Source organism: Marivita sp., assembly GCF_020055635.1.
GTDB lineage: Bacteria > Pseudomonadota > Alphaproteobacteria > Rhodobacterales > Rhodobacteraceae > Marivita.
In genome coordinates this window covers 1-3,051 of sequence record NZ_JAIPUT010000159.1, presented here as the reverse complement: position 1 = coordinate 3,051, position 3,051 = coordinate 1, and the positions used below count along the sequence as shown (strand labels likewise).

Annotated in this window: 2 protein-coding genes; one reads left to right on the top strand and one right to left on the bottom strand. The window is 55.0% G+C overall.

What is annotated here, in order from left to right:
* Nucleotides 1–2,308: DUF4214 domain-containing protein (locus LCF60_RS24045; protein ID WP_292295059.1), on the bottom strand; the 2,308-nt coding region annotated here is incomplete at its 3' end.
* 545 nt (nucleotides 2,309–2,853) lie between these two features.
* Between LCF60_RS24045 and LCF60_RS24040 the strand changes: the two genes are divergently transcribed.
* On the top strand, nucleotides 2,854–3,051 hold a 198-nt coding region (locus LCF60_RS24040; RefSeq protein WP_292295058.1), incomplete at its 3' end, for a ParA family protein.

Sequence of the window (3,051 nt, the reverse complement as noted above, 5' to 3'; positions counted from 1 at the left end):
TGATCTCGATATTGTCGAGGATCGCCTGGTTCAGTCGCTCGTTTGTTCCATCCCCGTCGCCACCGTTGTTGATGCCGTCGCCGTCGACAAAGACGGAGTCGTCGCCGTCACCTGTGGAGATGTTCAGCGAAGAGTTGGCATAATCCAGCGAGTCGCCATCGATGTCGATGTCGATGGAATCGTCACCGGAGCCAGTGGTGTAGTTGTAGTCCTGATCTTCTTCAGTTCCGTCCAGCAGAAGCTGGAGGGATACGTCACCACCGCCCTGTGCCGTGATCGTGTCGGCGTTGGTGATGCGGCCGGAGCCTGTACCCAGCGTCAGATCGCCAAGGAACTGATCTGCGTTGATCAGCTCGAGATCGCCGGACTCAACGTTGCTGAAGATGCTCTGATCGAAGCCATCCCGCACCGTCAGGCTTGCAAAGGTTTCACCCTGTGCAAACATCGGATCGGTCACGATATAGACCTCGCGCAGTTCGCTGCCGGTCGAAGTGATCGTGCCGAGGTTCGACGGCTTGGTCATGCCACCGTTCGGATCGTCGTTACCAGCACCTTTGACGCTGATATTGAAAACTTCGATGCCGTCAGCAATGCCTTCCGGCGTGGACTCGGACTTGCCACCGACGATCAGATCTCCACCTTCGCCACCGCGACCGACCTTGTGCAGGTCAATATCGATCGAAATCGGTTCATCTGTTGTTGTCTGACCCGGGGATTCGATCCGGCCGAACACGTCGTATTCGCCGATTTCTTCTTCGATCCGCGAAAAGCCAAGTGCTGTCAGCTCGGACCCGTCGCCGGATTCGACAACGATCGCCGGGATGGGATCGGACTCGGAACCATCGTCGATGAAGGTTGTGGTCGTACGCGACTCATCAAGGAAAATACGCGTGCCAGCCGGCAGGGTGCCGTCGGCAATCAGAGCCTGAAGCGGTGCCTGAAGCGCGTTCACAAAACCAAGATGCGTACCGGCGATGTTCGCTTCGTCGGATTCAATAGTGATTTCGGTCGTTGTTCCATCTGCATTCTCGATCGAGAAGCGAATACCGTCGACGTCAATGTTGTTCAGACGATCGGACAGACCGGCCAATTCCGCATCTTCGTCGAGCAGGAAGTAAAGGATTTCGCTTTCAGCAGTCTGACCACGCGCCAGAAGGTAGTCGTTGTCGAAGTACACTGTCAGGTCGGACGCGTCTCCGTCAGTGTTGAAATTGTCAGTGTGATCCATGGTCACAGTGATCTCGGACGTGTCGCGCGCAACACCGTTGGAGGTCAACGTGGTCAGGTTTTCGATCTTCAGATCGCCGTCGGAATAGTACGACCCGATTTCTTCATGACCGAAAATGTTCTTAGCATCCACGATGATCGTGTCGAGGGGGTTCTCACCGTCTTCGGTGTCATCACGCGCTTCGATATCGATCTCTTCGATGCTTGTGAGACGCGGCTGAATGTCGGTGCGCGACGAAGCTTCGTTATCCGCCGTGACACCCAAGAATTCTTTGGTCAGCTCTGCATACAGGCGATCGTTGCCACCTTCACCATTGAGCCGGTCAGCGGATGACAGGGAGTTGGAGACGCCTCCAGCAAACGGGTTCTGCGCAAGGTAGCCAAGGAACAGGTCGTTATCTTCGGTCGCCTCAAAGGATTCGCCGGTAATCTGATTTGGGACACCATTTACGTCTGTCGCGCTTGTAAGAAGAATCGTGTTCCCCTCTACTCCGACAGGCTCGAAGAAGCCGTCAATGGTCTGCTTGGCCGAGGTGACGGTCGACGCTTCGTCGGTCACGCCTTCGATGATCGACTTCGCGCTGTTCTGAGCGGCGGTGTCGGTCGTGTAGTCGATTTCCGCGGCATCAGCTGCGTTGGTCCAGCTTGTCGCAACTTCGATCTTGTTGAGGATCGTCGTGCGGTCGTTGCCTTCGGCCGAGTCCTGAGCGCCTTCGATGATGGAGAGGATGATCTCGCCAACCGACAGTGCACCCTCGTCGCCATTGATGGCTGCAAGCAGTGCGTCGCTCCAGAAGTCCAGACCGGCCTGGTCAGGCGCGCGGTTGAACAGGTTCAGATAAACCTCTGCAATGAAGCCTTCTGCCTCTGCCTCGGTCGGGTCCTCGAGGAACGGATAGGCGATCAGCGTTTCCGGCTGTGTCGCGAAGTCCGTCGCGATGTCCTCAAGGCTCAGGTTCGGGTTGGCGACTGCGCCTTCCCAGAAGTCTTCACCCACCGGATCGGCGGCACGGTCGTAGTAACCGATGTAAATTGCTGCGAGCTGCTGTTCAGTCGTCAGCGTGCTTAGGTCGAGAGCCATAGCTTATCTTCCTCTTTAAGTTCGGTGCCCGATTAATTCGGCCCCATCAACGATCGTTTGTTGTCCCTCCCTGGTGGTCACTCGCCGAACGCAATGCGCCCTTGAGAACCGGCAGGGTTCAACTGCGAAGGCTTCTAACCCTTCGATTTCAGTTCAACAAGGATAAATGTATAGCAAAACTCATACCCCTGTATAGTGATTTATATACCCTTTGAGGAATTTTCTTTAGACCCTTGTTTTTGAATGATTTTTCAAAATACCGCCTTTTACATCGTGACCAATCCGCAACATTCCAAGCCTCCGGAAAGTCGCCTGCGGCACGCCTGTTTGCACGGGTTCACGGACAGGTGGACCCGCGTCACCTTACGCAGGGAGATACCGGATATTTATATTTACCGGATTTGTAAATTAATCGAGTAATTCTGTTAACCGGATTTTTTCGATAATCGGATTTTATAGGTTACCGGGTAAACAAATTTATTGGATTAGTGAAGTAATCGGGTTAGCCTTCTAATCGGGTAAATAAGAACGAGCAGGAGCCCGCCATGCCGACCATCGTCATCGCCTCTCCCAAGGGAGGGGCCGGAAAATCCACAACAGCCGTGCTTTTGGGCACCGAACTGGCACATGAGGGGGTGCCGGTGACGATGCTAGACTGCGACCCCAACCGGTCGCTGACGCTGTGGGCCAGCCAGTCCGATCTGCCATCCGACATCACCGTGCTCTCGGACATTTCCGAGGCC